The organism is Chryseobacterium sp. CS3K3.1 (genome assembly GCF_059515165.1).
This window is the reverse complement of the sequence record NZ_JCAKRV010000013.1, coordinates 31,948-51,311: the sequence shown is the minus strand read 5'-3', so window position 1 is coordinate 51,311 and position 19,364 is coordinate 31,948. Positions and strand designations below refer to the sequence as shown.

The 19,364-nt window shown below is 36.7% G+C and carries 19 protein-coding genes; 2 read left to right on the top strand and 17 right to left on the bottom strand.

Going from position 1 to position 19,364, the window contains the following annotated elements; translation table 11 throughout:
• The first annotated feature begins 189 nt into the window (after positions 1-189).
• Positions 190-1,359, top strand: a complete 1,170-nt coding sequence (locus tag AC5YGI_RS13610) for a M28 family peptidase (protein WP_496168649.1) — start codon at positions 190-192, stop codon at positions 1,357-1,359.
• A 73-nt stretch (positions 1,360-1,432) separates the two neighbouring features.
• Here AC5YGI_RS13610 and AC5YGI_RS13605 read toward each other — a convergent pair whose 3' ends face one another.
• From AC5YGI_RS13605 to AC5YGI_RS13530, 16 genes are all read right to left on the bottom strand, one after another.
• Positions 1,433-3,556 (bottom strand): TonB-dependent receptor, encoded by a 2,124-nt coding sequence (locus tag AC5YGI_RS13605; protein WP_330746311.1) that lies wholly within the window; start codon positions 3,554-3,556, stop codon positions 1,433-1,435.
• Between the two features lie 400 nt (positions 3,557-3,956).
• Complete coding sequence (gene hisIE / locus AC5YGI_RS13600) at positions 3,957-4,544, bottom strand: bifunctional phosphoribosyl-AMP cyclohydrolase/phosphoribosyl-ATP diphosphatase HisIE (RefSeq protein WP_496168648.1); 588 nt, start codon at positions 4,542-4,544, stop codon at positions 3,957-3,959.
• Entirely contained in the window at positions 4,541-5,293 is a 753-nt protein-coding gene (gene hisF, locus AC5YGI_RS13595) for an imidazole glycerol phosphate synthase subunit HisF (protein ID WP_496168647.1), read from the bottom strand. Before hisF ends, hisIE begins: the two co-directional genes overlap by 4 nt.
• Positions 5,286-6,008, bottom strand: a complete 723-nt coding sequence (hisA, locus tag AC5YGI_RS13590) for a 1-(5-phosphoribosyl)-5-[(5-phosphoribosylamino)methylideneamino]imidazole-4-carboxamide isomerase (protein ID WP_496168645.1) — start codon at positions 6,006-6,008, stop codon at positions 5,286-5,288. Before hisA ends, hisF begins: the two co-directional genes overlap by 8 nt.
• A gap of 2 nt (positions 6,009-6,010) precedes the next feature.
• On the bottom strand, positions 6,011-6,589 hold the full coding sequence (gene hisH / locus AC5YGI_RS13585; protein ID WP_330746307.1) for an imidazole glycerol phosphate synthase subunit HisH: 579 nt from the start codon (positions 6,587-6,589) through the stop codon (positions 6,011-6,013).
• A gap of 2 nt (positions 6,590-6,591) precedes the next feature.
• Entirely contained in the window at positions 6,592-7,686 is a 1,095-nt protein-coding gene (gene hisB / locus AC5YGI_RS13580) for a bifunctional histidinol-phosphatase/imidazoleglycerol-phosphate dehydratase HisB (protein ID WP_330746306.1), read from the bottom strand.
• Between the two features lie 83 nt (positions 7,687-7,769).
• A complete protein-coding gene (gene hisC, locus AC5YGI_RS13575) occupies positions 7,770-8,795 on the bottom strand; it encodes a histidinol-phosphate transaminase (protein ID WP_496168642.1) in 1,026 nt (341 codons plus the stop codon).
• Positions 8,796-9,058: 263 nt separating this feature from the next.
• Positions 9,059-10,333, bottom strand: coding sequence for a histidinol dehydrogenase (gene hisD / locus AC5YGI_RS13570; RefSeq protein WP_330746304.1), 1,275 nt, complete (start codon positions 10,331-10,333; stop codon positions 9,059-9,061).
• A gap of 322 nt (positions 10,334-10,655) precedes the next feature.
• On the bottom strand, positions 10,656-11,513 hold the full coding sequence (gene hisG / locus AC5YGI_RS13565; RefSeq protein ID WP_330746303.1) for an ATP phosphoribosyltransferase: 858 nt from the start codon (positions 11,511-11,513) through the stop codon (positions 10,656-10,658).
• Between the two features lie 247 nt (positions 11,514-11,760).
• Positions 11,761-12,858 (bottom strand): glycosyltransferase family 4 protein, encoded by a 1,098-nt coding sequence (locus AC5YGI_RS13560; RefSeq protein WP_496168640.1) that lies wholly within the window; start codon positions 12,856-12,858, stop codon positions 11,761-11,763.
• Entirely contained in the window at positions 12,855-13,631 is a 777-nt protein-coding gene (locus tag AC5YGI_RS13555; protein WP_496168638.1) for a polysaccharide deacetylase family protein, read from the bottom strand. Before AC5YGI_RS13555 ends, AC5YGI_RS13560 begins: the two co-directional genes overlap by 4 nt.
• A 1-nt stretch (position 13,632) precedes the next feature.
• Complete coding sequence (locus tag AC5YGI_RS13550; RefSeq protein WP_446105941.1) at positions 13,633-14,562, bottom strand: glycosyltransferase family 2 protein; 930 nt, start codon at positions 14,560-14,562, stop codon at positions 13,633-13,635.
• Between the two features lie 5 nt (positions 14,563-14,567).
• On the bottom strand, positions 14,568-15,737 hold the full coding sequence (locus tag AC5YGI_RS13545; RefSeq protein ID WP_330746299.1) for a glycosyltransferase family 87 protein: 1,170 nt from the start codon (positions 15,735-15,737) through the stop codon (positions 14,568-14,570).
• A gap of 29 nt (positions 15,738-15,766) precedes the next feature.
• Positions 15,767-16,579, bottom strand: a complete 813-nt coding sequence (locus AC5YGI_RS13540) for a 2,3,4,5-tetrahydropyridine-2,6-dicarboxylate N-succinyltransferase (protein ID WP_496168635.1) — start codon at positions 16,577-16,579, stop codon at positions 15,767-15,769.
• Between the two features lie 71 nt (positions 16,580-16,650).
• Positions 16,651-17,262 carry a methyltransferase family protein gene (locus AC5YGI_RS13535; protein ID WP_496168633.1) on the bottom strand — a complete coding sequence of 204 codons (612 nt, stop codon included), beginning with the start codon at positions 17,260-17,262 and terminating at the stop codon, positions 16,651-16,653.
• 240 nt (positions 17,263-17,502) lie between these two features.
• Positions 17,503-18,048, bottom strand: coding sequence for a C40 family peptidase (locus AC5YGI_RS13530; protein WP_330746296.1), 546 nt, complete (start codon positions 18,046-18,048; stop codon positions 17,503-17,505).
• 181 nt (positions 18,049-18,229) lie between these two features.
• Between AC5YGI_RS13530 and AC5YGI_RS13525 the strand changes: the two genes are divergently transcribed.
• Positions 18,230-18,874 (top strand): hypothetical protein, encoded by a 645-nt coding sequence (locus AC5YGI_RS13525; protein ID WP_330746295.1) that lies wholly within the window; start codon positions 18,230-18,232, stop codon positions 18,872-18,874.
• A 39-nt stretch (positions 18,875-18,913) separates the two neighbouring features.
• Here AC5YGI_RS13525 and AC5YGI_RS13520 read toward each other — a convergent pair whose 3' ends face one another.
• Entirely contained in the window at positions 18,914-19,282 is a 369-nt protein-coding gene (locus tag AC5YGI_RS13520; protein ID WP_330746294.1) for a hypothetical protein, read from the bottom strand.
• Positions 19,283-19,364 lie beyond the last annotated feature (82 nt).

The window sequence follows — 19,364 nt, the reverse complement described above, 5'->3', positions numbered from 1 at the left end:
ATACAATACGAATAAAAAGACTTTTGAAGCTATTCAAGAGTCTTTTTTTGCCAGAACCGCATTATAATATTCTTAAGTTAATTACAATAATTAATATGATATTCATAATAAATATTATTTTATTTTAACACATTAAACACTTTGTTGTGATTTATTTACTACATTCGTGTCACCAAAATAATATTATATATGAAAAAATTCACAACACTTTTATGCTCAGCATTAATGATGCAGAGCATTGCAGCTCAAACTTTTATTCAGGCTTATAAAGACAGAGCGGATTTGGTTACCCAAACCAATATTACTACCAACCTTCAGGAGTTTAGTAATTTAGGGGTAAAAACAACAGGTTCGGTAGCAAATACCAATACCCTGAACTGGATCAAAAACAAGTACCTTTCTTACGGTTATACGGCCAGTCAGATAGAAGAAAGTCCTTTTACCTTTGGAAGTACCAGTTCGAAAAATTTAATTATTACCAAAACCGGAACGCTTTATCCTAACAAATACGTCATTATCTGTGGGCATTTCGATACCATCTATGGCCCTGGAGTAAATGATAACGGCAGCGGGACTTCAATTATACTGGAAGCTGCAAGGATTCTGAGAAATGTCCCTACTGAATATTCTATAAAGTTCATTCATTTTTCCGGTGAAGAACAAGGATTAAAAGGAAGTAGCCATTATGTGAATAATGTCGTATATCAGGGAGGTGTCCGCAAACTGGATATCAAACTGGTTTTCAATCTGGATCAGGTAGGCGGAGTGAAAGGAAATAATAATACCACCGTATATTGTGATGAAGATCAGGGAGGCGTTTCCAGTAATAATGCTGCTTCTGCAGCGGTCACACAACAACTGAGAAATTGTACAGCACTCTACTCTCCTCTTCTGACTGCCGTAGATCCGGCTGCTGATACAGATTATATTCCTTTTGAGCAGAAAGGTGAAGTGATTACCGGTTTTTTTGAAAGGATAAGAAGCACTTACCCTCACAGCTCTAAGGATACTTTCACTAATATGGATCCTGTTTATGTATACAAGATCGGGAAAGCAACCGTGGGTGCCTTACAGCATTTTGCAGCAGCATCCACTACCATGAGCAAACCCGCTTTAAAAAATTCACTGGAAGCTGTAAAGATCTATCCTAATCCAGCCAATAATGTGATTAATATTGACTTAACGGATGCTAAGGGGATGGATTTCAGCTTTGAAATCAGCAATTCTTTGGGAAGATCACTTTTGAAAGTCAATAACGAAAGAAACGTTAATGTTTCATCTCTTCAGAACGGAGTCTATATTGGAGTTTTGAAAGTGGGCGAAGAAACCCTTGTTAAGAATATTATGATTGAAAGATAAAATATAATTTCACTAAAAAAACTTACCCTTTTCTGAATAGAAAAGGGCAAGTTTTTTATAAAAAGGATTCAAATTAATAATTAAAATTAAGAGAAACCGTGTAATATCTTCCGTTTCCTCGTACATATTCTGCATCACGAGCAGTATACATCGAGGTAGGTGTAAAATATGAAGTGTTGAAAACATTTTCGATTCCTAGTCCTATGGTCAGAAGTTTATTCAGTTTATAGCTTCCCTGAACATTGAACAGGTTAAAACTTTTCACAGGACCTTCTCCTTCATCATACTTTCCTGAAGCAGCAGGTTCAAATTGATCTCTTTCGAATGAATACATGTGATAAACACCGAGCTGTAATTTCTGCGCTTTATCATTCCATTTTATGAAAGAATTCAACCTTGCGGGTGCAATTCTTAAACCACTTAAATATTTTTCGTAGCTGTTGTCATTTTTCACATCTACTTTTCCTTCCTGATAGGTATAATTAGCTCCGAAAGTTAATCCCTGTGCCGGATAGATATTCACTGCCAATTCTACTCCGTTAATATACTGAGGAGCACGAAGCGGAGTCCAGAAACCATTCACAGAAACAAGATCAGCTCCCAACTTCGAGTAATTATAAAAATAACTGGCTGAAAAATCCACATACTGACCGATCTTACTGTTGAAACCAATTTCATAATTGTCAATAACCACAGGATCTGTATTGATTTCACTCAGAACATTGCTTTTTGCATCTCTCAGCACACGGCCCAGATCATAAATATTAAATCCTCTGGAATAAGAAGTGAAAGGCTGGAAGAAATCAAATGCTACATAGCTCACACCTACATTATAGGACAGATTTGAATAGTTTAATCTTCCTCCTTCTACATTGAAGGGGATATCTTTGTTAGAAGGTAAAGTAGTATAATCGGGAACTTTTACGGACATTTTATCCCATCGAACGCCTGCTTTTACCGTCAGATCATCAGTAAGAAATAACTTTCCCTGTACGAAAGGTGCGGCAGCCAGCATATTCATTTCCGGAACCCAGATCCTTCCATCTACTAATGGCTGACTTGTTTTTTCATTTAAGAGATCCAAACCATAAGTTAATGAGCCTTTTAATGCCTTTTCTTTTCCAAATTCAGTATTAAAATCTGCTCTGAAACCGTACTTTTTCTCCAAAATGGCAGATTGTCCTCCTATTTTCCATCTCGGTGCATTCCTGTAATCATAAATCGTGTAAAAGTCCTGGAAATACAAGGTAGTGTTAAGCGTTGTATTGCGGAAAATATTCTTATTGATATACTTAAGATATCCGTTGTGATTATATCTAGTTCCTTCTTTTACTCCTTCTCTGTCTCCTAATTTCCCTGTAGAAGGCTGTTCACCATATTTTCCAAGATCCAAAATATATTTGGAATCCTGCAGACTTGAATAGTAATTATACATCACTTCCAGCCTGTTGTTGTCATTTAAATCATATCCTATTTTCGCAAAGATATTATTGACGGCAGTTTCTCCCAATCCATATCGTGGGTTCTGAACCAATCCTTCACCATCTATTTTAACGCCGCTTTGAGTAAGAGTTCCGTTCACCAGATAATCAAACTTTCCTGCTTTTCCAAAGAAACTTTGTGAAACCCTGTATCCGGCGCCACCATCTGATTTGAACATTTTATTATTAAACAGATCATGGCTGGTAAATCCTAAAATCGTTTTTCCTGAAAAAATTTTATCAGAAGTGCTTTTTTGAGTAATATAATTAATGATTCCTCCTTCTGCGCCATTACCATAAATGGAAGTAGCTCCTTTTACCACTTCAATTCTTTCCAAGACCGAAGGATCAATACTTCTTATTTCTCTGTCGTTATTACGTAAAGGACTGGATTGTGGAATTCCGTCGACCATAATCAAAACATTTCTTCCTCTTAATGTTTGCCCTCTGTTGCTTACCAGATTATTTCCAAACGCTAATCCGGGAACTTTGTAAGCCAGGATATTACTAAGATCTGCAGAAATCAATGATTGCTCTGCAATTTCTTTTTTGTTGATGATATTGACGGTAGAAGCTGTTTTCTTTACAATTTCCGGAGATCTTGATGCGGTTACAATCACTTCATCAAGTCTGTTCTGTTCTAATGAATCTTTTTTCTGGGCAGCGACTTGAGAAAATGCCACAAGGCTTCCGATTAAGAAAATAGATTTATTCATACTAAGTGTTATTTAGAATAATTAAAAACAAAAGTACAATTTTCGCCGCCTTTGAATTTTTGGGTGTTTTAACAACCTTTCTTCTGATATAGTTTTAAATTAATTCAATAAATACATTTAAATAAAATAATCCAATAATAAGATTTATATAGTTTATTTTATCAATATCAACTGATAATCGTCATGTATAAAAATGCCTTACAATACATTTGATTTTATGATTTTTCCCTGTTTTAACAAAAAAGGAAGCGTCTCAAAAGTGTCATTCTGAACACTTAGCTTTGGTCATTCTGACGAAGGAAGAATCTCATTGATAACTAACTATATGGGATTCTTCACCGCGTTGTTGAACTACGTTCACAGACCTTCAGTAAGTTACTTGACTTTTGAGACAATCTCTTTATTGACCTCTCTTTTTAAGAATCTCTTCAATCTCCTCCATTGAAAATCCTTTGGCTTTCAATAAAATTAAAAAGTGATACAGCAGATCTGCGGCTTCATTTTTAAAGAGATCATCATTATTGTCTTTTGCTTCTATAACCAATTCTACGGCCTCCTCGCCTACTTTTTGAGCCATTTTATTGATTCCTCTCTGATATAATGAGTAAGTATATGAGTCTTCAGCCTTCGTATCTATTCTCTGAGAGATTTTTTCTTCCAGTTCATATAGAAATCCTTTGGGACTCTTTACTCCAAAGCAACTGAAACTTCCGGTATGACATACTACATTCTTCGGAACGGCTTTAATTAAAATGGTATCCTGATCACAGTCGATGTCAATACTTTTTACCGTTAAAAAATTACCCGATTCCTCACCTTTTGTCCACAGTCTGTTTTTGGAACGGCTGAAAAAGGTCACAATTCCTTCTGCTTGTGTTTTTTCAAAAGCTTCCTCGTTCATGTAGCCCAGCATCAAAACCTGCAATGTTCTGCTGTCCTGAATAACCACAGGCACAAGGCCATTATCTTTATTAAAATCTATTTTCATCGTATTTGAATTTTTTGAGTTTTTAACTGTTGTTTTAAATCCTGAATCCCTATTTCATTAAAGTGGAAAATACTGGCTGCCAATCCTCCTGTAGCTTTTGTTTCATTAAATACTTTAACAAAATCCTGAATGGTACCAGCGCCTCCGGAAGCAATCACCGGAATGCTTATATTTTCTGAAACCAGCTTTGTAATCCTAATATCAAAGCCGTTTTTTGTGCCGTCACCATCCATAGAAGTCAGTAGAATTTCGCCTGCTCCAAGAGATTCTGCTTGTTTTGCCCATTGTAGCGTAGAAAGTTCAGTGGCTTCTCTTCCTCCTTTGATATGCACCAGATCTTTATCACCTACTTGCTTTGTATCAATAGCAACCACTACACACTGGCTCCCGAATTCTTGGGCCAGATCAGAAATAAGACCTGGATTTTTTACGGCTGAAGAATTGATGCTGATCTTGTCTGCACCTGCTTCCAAAAGCTTTCTCACATCCTCTACAGACGAAATCCCGCCTCCTACTGTAAAAGGGATACTCAATTCTTTTGCGATCTCTTTTACCAGCTCTACAAATGTTTTTCTATCCTCAATTGTGGCGGTAATATCCAGAAAAACAAGCTCATCAGCACCTTCCCGTTCATACTTTTTGGCAAGTTCCACAGGATCTCCGGCGCTTTTAAGATCTTCAAAGTTAACACCTTTTACCGTCGCTCCATCCTTAATATCCAGACATGGGATAATTCTTTTCTTAAGCATTTTCAATAAAATTTTGAAGTTGTTGTAAACTTATTTTTCCCTCATAAATTGCTTTTCCGATGATCGTCCCTGCACAGCCGATATCCTTCATCTTGTAGACATCAGCAATGCCTGAAATACCGCCGCTTGCTACCAGCTGAACGGATGTTTTATATAAGATCTCAATGTAAAGCCCTGTTGAGGGACCTTCCAGCATACCATCTTTTGCAATATCAGTACAAATGGCTGTTTGTATTCCTTTTTCCTGATACTGAAGGATAAAATCAATGATATCATGAGCACTTTCTTCCAGCCATCCGGATGTTTTAATCTTTCTGTTTTCACAATCTGCACCTAAAATGATTTTTTCCGCTCCATATTTTTCAATCATTCCAAAACAAAATTCAGGATCCTGAACGGCAATACTTCCTAAAGTGATCTGCTTTGCCCCGGAATTAAAAGCGGTTTCAATATCTTCCTGAGTTTTTAGCCCTCCTCCAAAATCGATATGCAGCGAAGTAGAACGGGCAATATTTTCCAGAACTTTCTGGTTGACAATATGCTTTGATTTCGCCCCGTCAAGATCCACCAAATGAAGGTATTGAACCCCAAAGCTTTCAAACTCTTTTGCCACTTCTACAGGATCTTCATTGTATATTTTCTTTGTATTGTAATCTCCTTTTGACAAACGGACACATTTCCCGTCGATAATATCAATAGCCGGAATTATTTTCATGATTATAAATTTATAAAGTTCTTAACGATCTGATTTCCCACTATTCCCGATTTTTCCGGGTGAAACTGTACTGCATAGAAATTGTCTTTCTGCAAAGAAGCACTGAAAGGCAGGATATAATCACAAACCGATGTTGTATAGTCTGACAGTTCACAATAATAGCTGTGAACGAAATACACATCACTACTCTTTTCAATTCCTGAAAACAGTGGCGAAGTCTGGCCGGAAACGGTATTCCAGCCCATATGGGGAACAATATCCTTTGCCGGAAACTTTCTGACATTGATATCAAAAATCCCCATTCCTGCGGTATCTCCTTCTTCATTTTCCCCGCACATCAGCTGCATGCCCAGACATATTCCTAAAACAGGCTGTGTAAGACCAGGAATCAACAGATCAAGCTCTTTTTCCTTCAGCAGTTTCATGGTTGATGAAGCTTCTCCTACACCCGGAAAGATCACTTTATCAGCTTTTAAAATCTGTTCGGGATCATCGGTGATCACAGAATCGGCATTCAATCTGTTGAGGGCATTCTGAACGGAATTTACATTCCCTCCGTTGTATTTTATTATAGCGATCATATTTATAAACTTCCTTTTGTAGAAGGTAAACTGTAGTTAGCGTCCGATTGGTTCACTGCCATTTTAACGGCTTTTGCAAAGGCCTTAAAAATGGATTCAATTTTGTGGTGTTCGTTATCTCCTTCTGCTTTGATATTCAGATTGGATTTTGAAGCATCAGTAAAGGATTTAAAGAAGTGAAAAAACATTTCCGCAGGCATGTCTCCAATTTTTTCTCTTTTAAACGGAGCATCCCACACCAGCCACGGTCTTCCGCCGAAATCGATAGCCACCTGAGAAAGACAGTCATCCATCGGAAGCAGGAAACCATATCGCTCAATACCTTTTTTCTTTCCTAAGGCTTTTAAAATAGCTTCTCCCAGCACAATTCCGGTATCTTCTATCGTGTGGTGCTCATCTACGGCAAGATCTCCGTTCACTTTAATCGTAAGATCCATATTTCCGTGTCTGGCAATCTGATCCAGCATGTGATCAAAGAAGTGAAGCCCGGTTGAAATATCTGATTTTCCGTTTCCATCAAGATTAACTTCAATTTCAATATCAGTCTCATTGGTTTTTCTGGAAACTTTAGCCTTTCTCATTCCGGATTTTAAGAACTGATAGATTTCTGACCATCGTGTTGCAGACAGCTCCGCCTCCCCATTGAAGTTTTTGTTAAGATAAATAGCTTTAGATCCAAGATTTTTAGCAAGTTGAATATCAGTACTTCGATCACCAATTACATAGGAATTTTCAAGATCATAGTTGCCATAAATGTATTTTGTCAACATTCCGATTCCTGGTTTTCTGGTAGGAAGATTTTCAGATTCAAAGCTTCTGTCAATTAAAATATCACTAAAAATAATCCCCTCATTTTCAAACGCCTGCAACATTTTTTCGTGTGGTTTTATGAAATCTTCTTCAGGAAAACTTTCAGTTCCCAACCCATCCTGATTGGTTACCATTACCAATTCATAATCTAATTCATTGACAATTTTTGCAAGGTTTTGAAAAACTCCCGGATAAAACTCAAGCTTTTCCAAAGAATCCACCTGAAAATCTGTAGGCGGTTCAATAATTAACGTTCCGTCGCGGTCTATAAAGAGTACTTTTTTCATATGTTTTTTATATTTTTTTAACCATTAAAATGAATGAAACTTAACTTTTCTTTTTATCTTATTTATTCTTAGTGGTTTATAATTTATATTCCTTTCAAAAGGTTAATTAATTTTTCATTTTCAGTACGGTTTCCCACATTAATCCTGATACATCCGGGAATCGCAGGATCTCTTCTGCTGGTTAAAATCTCTTCTTCAAGCATTTTTCCGTATACACGATCCACATTATCCATTCTGATCAGGAAAAAATTGGCATCCGTTGAAAAGACTTTGGAAATACATTGAATTCCTTCAAACTGCTGTTTTAGCCATGTTCTCTCTTCCAGAATACGGTTTACGTTTCCCTGAAGTCTGTTTTTATCCTCCAGCGTTTTTAAAATCAACTCTTGGCTCAGAACATTCACATTATAAGGCGCTTTTACAGTATTGATAAAGCTGATAATCTCTTGAGATGCATAAGCCATCCCTACTCTTGCTCCGGCAATTCCCCAAGCTTTGGAAAACGTCTGCAATACAATCAAATTGGAATATTGATCCAACAGCTCCAGACTTGATTTTTTTCCTGAAAATTCAATATAAGCTTCATCCACCACGACAATGCCGTTGAAATTCTGAAGATAAAATTCAATATCATCCACACTGTTTCCGGTAGGGTTATTAGGAGAACATAAAAAGAAAATCTTAAGTGAAGAATCATCTGCCATCTTTAAGAAGTTATCTTTTACGATTTCAAAGTTTTCATCCAGATCCAGTTTCAGAACTTTATTTTCATTGATGGCCGCATAGAAACCATACATCGCGAAAGACGGATTCATCATCAGAATAGCATCTTTTTTAGGCTCACAGAAAATTTTAATAATAAGATCTATCAGCTCGTCACTTCCGTTTCCTATGGCGATCTGTGAAGGTGAAAGGTTTTTAAGCTCTGCAAGCTTGGTTTTAAGCTTTTTCTGAGTAGAATCCGGGTAGCGGTTGCATTCCCCGAACGGACTTTCATTCGCATCCAGCATGACAGGAGCATTAAATTCATTATGGTCCCTGAAACTGATATAAGGCTGTAATTGTAATATATTTTCTCTTACGAGTGTTTTGATACTGTTATTTTTCATTGTATTGTTTATTTAAAACTACTTTTAAACCATTAAGATGTATGGAGTGATTAAGAATAGTGAAGAAAACATCTTCAGATCATTAAGTATTTTTCCCACAGATTTCACAAATTTCACAGATTTTTTATATTTGCCTTCCTCATTTGAAGAATCTGTGAGAGATCAAAATACTTGGTATTCAATTTTATCGGAGATAAAATCCTTGCGTCTTAAAAAGGTTTCTCATTATAATCTCTTGCGTCTTTGGGTTTTCCAACAATTAATTATTTCAATCTTATCGACACTGCATTTTTGTGAGCAAACAGACCTTCAGCTTCCGCCATGAGTTCTATTGTTTTTCCTAAATTCTGTAGCCCTTCTTTTGAAAGTTGCTGGAATGTTATTTTCTTCACAAAACTATCCAGCGACACGCCGCTGTAATTCTTTGCATAACCATTGGTAGGAAGCGTGTGATTGGTTCCGCTGGCATAATCTCCTGCACTTTCACAGGAATAGTTTCCTAAAAAAACCGAACCTGCATTCTGAACCTCCGGTATATATTTTTCAAAATCATTGATGGCCAGAATAAGGTGTTCAGGAGCATAAAGATTGCTGAACTCAAGAGCCTCTTCCAGCGTATTGATCAAAATAAAAGAACTGTTTTCCAAGGCCTGACCTGCGAATTCATTTCTTGGTAATTCTTTGATTTGCTGCTCAACAGCAATGATTGTTTCATTAAAAACTTTAAGATCTGTAGTGATAAAAACTACCTGACTGTCGCTTCCGTGCTCTGCCTGCGAAAGGAGATCTGCCGAACAAAATTCAGGAACAGCCTGTTCATCTGCAATCACAAGAACTTCACTCGGTCCGGCAGGCATATCAATGGCAACTCCATACCGTTGTGCATATTCTTTGGCCGCTACGACAAACTGGTTTCCAGGACCGAAAATTTTATTCACGGCAGGAATACTTTCTGTTCCAAACGTCATCGCTGCAACAGCCTGTGCTCCCCCCGTTTTAAAGATTTCCGAAACACCGCAAAGCTTTGCTGCATACAGGATTGCAGGATTGATATTGCCATCTTTATCCGGCGGCGTACAAAGAACTATTTCTTTACATCCGGCCAGATTTGCAGGAACCGCCAACATCAACACTGTAGAAAATAAAGGTGCTGTTCCTCCCGGAATATAAATCCCGACTCTCTCAACAGCACGATTTTCCCGCCAGCAAACCACTCCTTTTGTGGTTTCAATTTTTTGAATTTCCTGTTTCTGAGAGGCGTGAAATGTTGAAATATTTTCCTTCGCCTGTTGAATGGCTTGCTTTAATTCATCTTGAATCTGATTTTCTGCCTCCTTGATCTCAATTTCAGAAACTTTTAAGATTGAGGTTTCTGCTTTATCAAACTTTTTGTTGAATTCTATTAAAGCTTTATCACCATTTTTTTCAACTTCTGCAAATATTTCTGTGATCAGACCTGAAATTTCTTTCTGTTCCAAGACAGGGCGCTTTACCAGGTTTTTCCAGGTGTCTTTTGTGGGATATCTGTATATTTTCATTGTACTTTTTTAATTTTTTTTGAACCATTAAGATTCTTTTAAGTTGCTAATTTTCATTAAGATCATAGCTGAAGCTATTTTATTCAGCTGCCTGGTACCTTAATAATTCAATTTTTTTATGAACGCAAAGGCGCAAGTTTTTTAAATCTTTACTTTTTTAAGGCGCAAGAAAATCTAAGATTTTCAGCAAGTGCGTGAGTATAGTTTTGTGACTTAAAATGGTATTCAATTTTATCGGAGATAAAATCTTTGCGTCTTAAATAGTATCAACTTCATTTTTATTGCGCCTTTGTGTTAACCAACATCTATCATTATGATTTTTTTAAATAACCATTTTATCAATTGGAATAATTAGAATGTCCTGTGCCCCATTTTCTTTGAGTTCGTCAATGACATCCCAGAAACGTTCTTCATCAATCACGGAATGAATACTGCTCCAGCCTTCTTCTGCAAGCGGAATCACCGTAGGACTCTTTAAAACAGGAAGAACATCAGCTACTTTCTGGATTTTTTCGTTGGGAACATTCATCAGAATATATTTTGAGTTTTTTGCTTTTAAAACGGCTTTGATTCTGAAGACAAATTTTTCAAGAATGGCTTCTTTTTCAGGTGATAGACAGGGCGTTTGAGCCAGCACAGCTTCCGATTTCAGCAAAGTGACTGTTTCTCTTAATCCGTTTTTGAATAGAGTACTTCCGGAACTTACAATATCACATATCCCGTCCGCCAGACCAATATTAGGAGCTATTTCTACAGAACCCGAAATAACGTGAATATCTGATACAATTCCCTGGTTTTCTAAAAAGTTTTTGAGGGTGTTAGGATAAGAGGTAGCAATTTTTTTACCCTGAAAATAAGAGATGTCGTCCGTTTCTATTTCTTTGGGAACAGCCAGTGAAACACGGCATTTTGAAAAACCAAGCTTCTGGATAGTTTTGATGTTTTTACCTTTTTCAACCAGAAGATTTTCGCCAAGAATGGCTACATCCACTACTCCGTCTTCCAGGTATTGCGGGATGTCTGAGTTCCGAAGGTACATGATTTCCATCGGAAAGTTATCGACTGAAACTTTGAGCTGGTCTTTACCGTTGTTGACAAAGATTCCACAGTCTTTGAGAAGCTGAAGAGATTCTTCGTATAGCCGGCCGCTTTTTTGAATTGCAATTTTTAATTTACTCATTTTGCCTTTTTTTGGGTCCGAGCAAATAAAAACTGATCTGTTGAAATTTCTGAGGAGAATTCAGGAAACAAAAAAACCGCCTATTTACTCAGACGGTTTTAATTATTTTTGATTTTAGCACATACTTATATCAATCAATTCCGTCTAGCAGAGATGATGATGATAATGATGTAATGCTAAAAATATTGGTTTCATTGTTTGAATTATGATGCAAATGTAGGATTTATTTTTAAAATGCAAAGTTTTTTCAAAGAATTTTTTGATAAAAATTCATCAACTCCTTTGCAATGGGTTCGTCATTAAACTTCTGAACAAACTCGAAACCCTTTTCCTCACGGCGTTTTCGCTCAGATTCATTTTCCCATAGAAATTTTAATTTGGCCCGGATATCAAGATCGTTATCCGGATTCACATACACAGAGTCTTTTCCGCCCGCTTCAGGCAGACAGCTGGTATTGCTTGTTACCACAACCGTTTTGGAGAAAAGTGCCTCAATAACGGGGATTCCAAAGCCTTCAAAGAAGCTTGGATAGACAAAAATATCCGCCAGTTTATAAAGACAAGCCAGCTCATCCATAGAAACGCCTTCCAGGAAAAGCACCTGCTTCTCCATTTTGTTTTTTTTCAGGAAACGTTCTATTTTCTGATAATATTTTGTCTTTCTTCCCACAACTACAAGAGGAATTTCCGTTCCGCTGATTGCTTTTACAACATTAAAAAGGTTTTTGCGGTCTTCAATGGTTCCAACATTCAGTACAAACCTTTCGGGAAGCTTAAATTTCTCTTTGACAGTTTCCATCAATTCCGGAGACTGCTGTTCTTTAAAAGCATGATGACATCCCTGATAAATGACTTCAATTTTAGACTCAGGAACTTTTAAATATTCAATAATATCTCTTTTGGTCTGTTCCGAAATTGCAATGATTTTATCAGCGGTATCAGCTGCTTTTTTGAATTTCCAGAAATGGATTTTCCTGTCAAAAAAAGAATAATACTGCGGATATCTTACGAAAATCAGATCATGAATGGTAACAACCTTTTTTATAGGCTTTGAATCCCATTTCAGAGGAAGTTCACCTGATAATCCATGAAAAATATCTGCGCCCTGCTTCTGGGCATCTTTACCCATTTTCAGCTGACGTGAAAAGTTTCCTTTTGAGGTTTCAATAAAGTGAACATTCGGGCGTTCCAGAATATCTTTCCCTCTCTCGGACTTATTTTTGTTCAATAACAGATATTCATTCTCCGGTTCATATTCGGAAAGGATTCTTACAAGATCTCTCGAATAGTTTCCCAGGCCGGATGTATTGTGGAAAAACCGTTTGGCATCAAAGGCAATCTTCATCGTTGGATCTGTTTTTGAAATTCCTGAAATGTACCAAATGTATGTCCTTTTTCTTTCAACCATCCTACAAACGAGTCAAATCTTTCCACCATATCTTTTCCTGAGTTTTTTACCGTAAATCCGGGAAGTTTAAAGGTGTCATCTTTAATTTCTGCAAATTCCCAGGGATGGAAATAAATGTTCAGATATTGATCTTTTTTCAAACAATCCGAAGCCAGTTTTTTGTAGAAAAACAAAGGGAAATTGTGAAAGCTTAACCAAAACAAAGGAATCCTGAAATTAGGAGAAACCGACGCCGGCACCTGAGTCACATTTCCTTCTTTGAAATAGGTTCTGGATACTTTTAAATTATTATATCTTCCAGGCAAAAACGTAGGATTGATAGAAGAATTGTATGAATACCCTGCTCTTTCCACTTCTTTTTCGTCTACAGGCATCATTCTCGGCATTCTTAATCCGGTCACCTTTGTCGAAAATAACTCTTCCAGCCTTTCTCTTGATTCTTTCAGGTGTTTGTCTTCAAATTCTGAATGAAACCACGTGTGAGAGGCCAGCTCATGACCTTCATGTAGCAACCTTTCAATAAGATGTTTGCTGTTTTCTGCAAAAACTACCGTGGAAAAAAAGGTAGCTTTGGCATTATGTTTTTTAAGGATATTGAGGATTCTCTCCAATCCTGTCTGTGAAATTGAAATCTGCTTTTCAAAGGGAATTTCACCCTTATATTCTAATGGCATATCAAATTCTTCAATGTCAAAACTCAATAAAACCATTTTAAAAATTTTTGTTTTTAATAATATAATTAGGTCTGTCTTTCACCTGTTTAAATATTTTACCTAAATAAATTCCCATGATACCAAGGATGATTAGCTGAAGTCCTCCAAAGAAAACAATGGTCATAATCAAAGATGCCCAACCGGAAATCTCTGTTTTGGCAATAAATGAATGGATCACGTAGGCTCCATATCCGATTACTGAAAGCGCTGAGAATAAAAAGCCCAGATACGCAGCCAGATAAAGAGGTTTTACGCTGAAAGCTGTGATTCCTGTAAAAGCAAAGGTAAACATCTTTTTAAGGTTGTAACTGCTTTTCCCTGAAAGTCTTTCTGCTGCAGTAAAGTCGATTCCTGTTTGTTTGAACCCCATCCAGCTCGTTAATCCTCTAAGGAACAGATCGTCTTCATTAAAGTTTCTCATGACTTCAACAGCACTTGCATCCAATAGTCTGAAATCTGAGCCGCCGCCTTTCGTTAAGTTAACATCTGAAAGGCTTGATAAAAGCTTGTAAAATAGGTCTGATGTTTTTCTTTTAAAGAAAGAAATCTCTTTGGGATACGTTCTAAAGGTAAAAACTACATCATACCCTTCTTCCCATTTCTTAATCATTTCCGGAATAAGCGCCGGCGGATGCTGAAGATCTCCATCCATAGAAATGACTGCATTTCCGTGGGCATTGTCCATACCTGCCTTTACAGCCGGCTGGTGTCCGAAATTACGGGAAAATTCGATGAATTTCACTTCATCATATTGACTGGAAAGTTCTTCTAATTTTTGTTGAGTATTGTCTCTGCTGCCATCATTCACAAATATGATCTCAAAGTCATAATTGTTTAAACCATCAAAAACTTCTTTAATTTTCTGATGGATCATGGCAACGTTTCCTTCTTCGTTATAAGCGGGAATTACAATTGAAATTTTCTTCATATGTATTAATTCAGGCTGTAATTTTTCTCAAAATCTTTAGTCAGAAGTTCATAAGTCACTCTCAACCAGATCACAATACAAGGTACGGCTTTTAATGAATATTTGATGATATAATTCTCTTTTACAAATTTCGGGAAAAGATCCGAAGTTGAGAAACAGGTAAAAATAATGACAAAAACCAGCAATCCAATAATCAATGGTGTTCTTTCTTTCTGAAGGAAAAACCAGATCAGCACTCCTACCACCGCAATAATATAGGTTGGAGATTCTGAACTGGAACTGAACAATACCAAAAACAGTAATGTTGAAGCCAGAATCATCAGTTGGAATGCATAGTGTTTATACTGTTTAATTCTGATGTAAGGCAAAGCAAAAAGTGGTAGTCCGCCTGCTAAAAATACAAGATTTGAAATAGATGCATCTCCCAAAATCCTTCTTACAAAGCCCATTAAAGAGATATCCTGCATATTTCCCAGAACCTGATTTTCATTATTCTTCTCTACAATAGACTGAAACCAGTCCGAGTAGCACTGAATGACAAACTGCGGACTTGAATAAGCCATTGGAAGCACGAAAAATAATATGGCAATACCAATTCCTGAAAGAATAAATTTAGTTTTGTTTTTAATAAAGAAAAACTGCGTTAATCCTACAATTCCGTAGATTTTCACAAATATTCCTATTAAAATTGCGGTTACAGATTTTACTTCTTTTCTTTCATAAATATAGACTGCAGATAACAACAAAAGACCTGTCAGTGCCACATTGAACTGCAGACTTAATGCCGCAGTAATGTATTCCTGAAGACACAGCAATCCGAAAATCGCTTTCTTGCTGTCTGAAAACGGCAGTTTATAAATTCCGTAGATAAAGATGAAAGTATTGGCAATATTCCAGAGTGAGATTCCCAGCCAATCCGGCATCATGGCAAACGGCGCAATCAAAGCACTGAAAAATACACCATAATGGTTCAGGTCAAAATAAAGATCAGGATAATGGATAAATAAGTTTTTCTGATGAATGGTATTAAAGAATACGTTTTTAAAAATCAGATAGTTATTGATCGCATAATCTCCTCTCAGGTATTTGGAAATTGCAGTAACAACGGATATAATAAGATAAACCCCAAATATATATTTAGGGTTTAATAGTATTTTAAGAAATTTTTCTTTCAAGATTGTGGTATTAGATTAAAATATTAATCTTAAACGGCTACATTATTATCTCTCAATGCATCATTCAGAGATGTTTTCTTGTCTGTAGATTCTTTTCTCTGACCGATGATCAAAGCGCATGGAACCTGATATTCTCCAGCCGGATATTGTTTTGTATAGCTTCCAGGGATTACTACTGAACGTGCAGGAACTCTTCCTTTGATTTCAACTGGTGTATCTCCTGTAACATCGATAATTTTTGTAGAGGCGGTCAATACTACGTTAGCACCCAATACAGCTTCTTTTTCTACGTGAACTCCTTCCACAACGATACATCTTGAACCGATAAAGCAGTCATCTTCAATGATTACGGGAGCTGCCTGTAATGGCTCCAATACCCCACCGATACCAACACCACCACTCAGGTGAACATTTTTACCGATCTGTGCACAACTTCCTACTGTAGCCCAAGTATCTACCATTGTTCCGGAATCTACATAAGCACCAATGTTTACGTAAGACGGCATCATAATTACTCCGGGAGCAATGTAAGCACCTTCTCTCGCTACTGCATGTGGAACAACTCTCACCCCTTTTTCAGCATAACCTCTCTTCAAAGGCATTTTATCATGAAATTCAAACGGACCTACTTCAATAGTTTCCATTTTCTGGATCGGGAAATACATTACCACAGCTTTTTTCACCCATTCATTTACCTGCCATCCAGTTTCTGTAGGTTCTGCAGTACGAAGTTCCCCTTTATCAACTAAAGAAATAACTTCTCTGATCGCCTTCTGGCTGTCTTCATTCTGCAATAATTCTCTGTTGTCCCAGATATTTTCAATAGTTTGTTGTAATGACATGTTTCTTATTTAAAATTATACCGGCCAAAGATACAAAAAAGTTCAGCAAAACAGGTTTTAACATGATGCTTTTAATAAAGACCCAACATGCGCTTCACCTTCTTTTTGTAGGCCACGTAAATTTGGCCATGTTCTTTTAAGAGATACTCTTCTTCAAGCCTGATCTGAATCTGCATCAAAATACTTCCCGTCAGTACAAAAGCAAAAGCAATTACAGTAGGGAAAGCAAGGAAAAATCCGATAAGGCTGATAGTCATACCCAGAAATATGGGGTTCCTCGAATACCTGAATAATCCATGGGTTACCAAATCCGTTTTCGTTGTACTGTCAATCCCGATACGCCATGAATTTTTCATTTGCAACTGGGCAATAACAACCCAGATCAAGGCCATCATCATTAAACCCAACCCTGTGTATTGAATGAGATTATATTCCAAAGCATTGATTTTAAAAGCAGAGAACATGTCCTTCGGAAAGAGTAAAAGAAGTATTGTATACATAAACAAAGCAAATAAAATCAGCTTAAAATAAAATCCTACCAATCCGTATGCAGAATCATCTTTGGGAAGGACATTAGGATTTTTACCAATTTGTTGAGCCACTTTGTAGCTAATTCCTACAAAAGAGACCAAAAAGAAAATAATGAAGTAAAAAGGGATAAAAAATCTGATAAAATCTGCCATATGATAATTGTTTTGGGCAAATTTGCTAAGTTTTGGGATGCAATGCTATTGCAATGATTGCTTACAGAAAAATTACAAACGGAAATCTAAAAATTCCCCTCCTCCGGAGGGGTGGTGAAAAATTCAAAGAATTTTTGACGGGGTGGTGAAAGAGTATGATAATATAAGTTTTGGCTAAAGCCAATTGATTGATTGCCATTTTATTGAACGGGCTAAAGCCCGTTTCTATTGATAGAATATTTACAACACTCTTTGAGCATGAAGATAGGCTTTATTCCAGTACTTTTCATTCAGAGATGAAATAATGACACCTTTTGAAGTAGAAGCATGAATGAATTTCACTTCTCCATCAGGACCGATATCATGAACAATCCCTACGTGAGAGACTCTGCTTCCTCCGGCTGTTGCAAAAAATAAGAGATCCCCGGGTTTTACGTCTTTGATATCAATATTTTTTCCGGCGCCGGCCTGATCAGAGGATCTTCTCGGAAGATTAAAATCATTTTCTTCAAATACTTTTACGGTAAATCCTGAGCAGTCAAATCCTGAAGAAGTACTTCCTCCGAATTTATAGGGTGTTCCGATATACTTTTCTGCATCTTTCAGAATATCATTGATTGATCTGGATACACTTCCGTTAAATTTTGAATCCAGTTTTCTGAGGTTTTCAGCTTTTGCAACACTCTTTGTATTTGATTTTTTACTGGCGGAAGCACTTTTCGAGGATCCGCAGGAAACTACCAAAACAGAGGCTGCCAATACAACAGCAATCTGCTTTATTGTCATTTTTTGTTGAAATAATCCCGTTCCCATACTCTTCTGATTTATAATTAATTAACAAAACGTACCACAAATATACATTTTATATTTTAATTATAGTACAACTATACTACAACTATATTATAAATATATGTTAAAATTTTGATTTTCATTATTTATTGGTATATTTGATTTCTATTTTAATGATATGGCAACCTATGAAAGTGTAATCAAGATTAAAGGAGCGGTGGGCGACCTGGTATTTTATAACCTGAACGGCAAAAATGTGGTTCGGAAGAAAAGCGGGTTTAATAAAGCTGCGTTTAAAAAGAATCCGTCATATGAAAAGGTAAGACAGAACAGTTCTGAATTCGGGCATTGTTCCAAAATGGGAAAAGTTATCCGGAAAAGTCTGGATGCCTATATTAAAGAATCAGGAGATCCCCTGCTCTACCAGAAGTTTGCCAAGGTGATGACAGCCATCAAAGATTTGGATACAATTTCTGAAAGGGGAAAAAGAACAGTTGAAAACGGTTTAAAGACTGAAGCAGGAAGAAAATTGCTGGGAGCATTTCAATTCGGCAGTGTTAAAAATGTTTCTGAATGTATAAGGATTAAAGATCATGTTCTGTATAAAAATGATGATTGTACATCAGACCATGCGGTGATTTTAACTTTAAAACTGGATTCTGAAAATTATACCGTAGAAAGCAATGAAGAGATTATGAGTTGGAATCAAGAGCAAGAGCAAGATCAACCGTTAAAAAAATATTTTTCTGATGAGGATTTTCTGCTCTGTTTTGCAGCAGTGAAAAATGAAAATGATGAGATTACCCACATGGGATTTTTGTAAATAAAAAAGTCTGCAGGATATCCTGCAGACTTTCTTGTCTTATTTCTTTTCTCCTTTCCAGCTTCCTGATATGGAAGGTGTCGGAAGTGAGTTGGACCAGTTTCCGTTTCCTTTCTTGTCTGTAGTTAAGGTTCCTTTAAAATCTCCCTGTGAAGGAAGCCCTACCCTGGCGTTAAGATCCCCGCTTTCACTTAAATTTCCGGTAATGCTATAGTTTTCATTATTGACATCGGAATGCATTGTTCCCACTACTTTACCACTCTCATCTACCACGAAGTTCCAAACTCCTTTATCTCCTCCTTGATAAGAACCAGACCATGTTCCTACATAATCATAAATAGTATCATCATCAGAGCTGCAACCGATAAATAAAAACGCCGTAAATAAAAGTAAAAAAAGTTTCTTCATAGTTTCAGTAGTTTATAACCTAAATTCTGTTATTCTCACGTGCCTTCTTTCTAAAAGTACAGCTGACTGAGAATATTGCTTA